This window comes from Collinsella sp. LCP21S3_A9 (assembly GCF_052118785.1).
GTDB lineage: Bacteria > Actinomycetota > Coriobacteriia > Coriobacteriales > Coriobacteriaceae > Collinsella.
The window spans coordinates 1-842 of the sequence record NZ_JBQKGN010000059.1 but is presented as its reverse complement, the minus strand read 5'-3'; the positions used below and the strand labels follow the sequence as shown (position 1 = coordinate 842).

1 protein-coding gene is annotated in these 842 nt (G+C 73.3%); it reads left to right on the top strand.

All coding sequences use genetic code 11. The annotated features are described in order from the left end of the window. Positions 1–59 precede the first annotated feature (59 nt). The coding region (locus ACTQ05_RS09535; RefSeq protein WP_441538971.1) for a DDE-type integrase/transposase/recombinase at positions 60–842 on the top strand (783 nt) is incomplete at its 3' end.

The window sequence follows — 842 nt, the reverse complement described above, 5'->3', positions numbered from 1 at the left end:
GCCGCGGGGAGGGGCTGCCCGGGTACGGCGCCTTCACCGCCTGGTGCCGGGCCCGCGACGTGCCCTTCGGGGGCGCGGGCGGCCGCGAGCCGCACCCGCGGTTCGAGACGCCCCCGGGCAGGCAGCTGCAGTTCGACTGGAAGGAGGGCATGAGGCTCGTCGACTCGGAGGGCGAGGTCTTCGAGTTCAGCGTGTTCACCGCGACGCTCGGCTACTCCCGGAAGCACCGCTTCATACCGGTCAGGAGCCGCACGCTCGACGACCTGCTGTCCTGCCTGCTCGCCACCTTCACCCGCCTCGGCGGCGTCCCGGAGGAGTGCATCACGGACAACATGTCGTGCCTGGTGACCGTCTCGGGCCGCAGGAGGACCAGGCAGGAGAGGGCGTGGCGGTTCGCGCGGGAGGCCGGCTTCGAGCTCAGGCTCTGCGCGCCGCGCTCGCCGCAGACCAAGGGCAAGGACGAGTCGGCCAACCGCTTCCTGAACCGCCTGCTCGCCTACGGCGGCGAGTTCACCGGGTGGAGCGGCCTCGCCGAGGCGGTGGCCCGGGTCGAGGCCCAGGCCAACTCGGAGCCGAACCGCACCACCGGCCTGCCGCCCGACGCGCTGTTCATGCGGGAGAAGGAGTGCCTGCGGCCCATCGGGAACCTCCGGCTCCTCGAGTCGATGGTGGGCGACGTGAGCGTCCAGACCGTCCCGCCGACCATGCTCGTCAGGGCCGCCGGCAGGGAGTGGTCCGTGCCCAGGCGCTGCATCGGCCGGCGCGTGAGCGTCGTGGCGATGCCCGGCGGCCAGGTCGTGGTGAGGATGGCCGGCGAGGAGGTCGCCGTCCACGACGCCGCG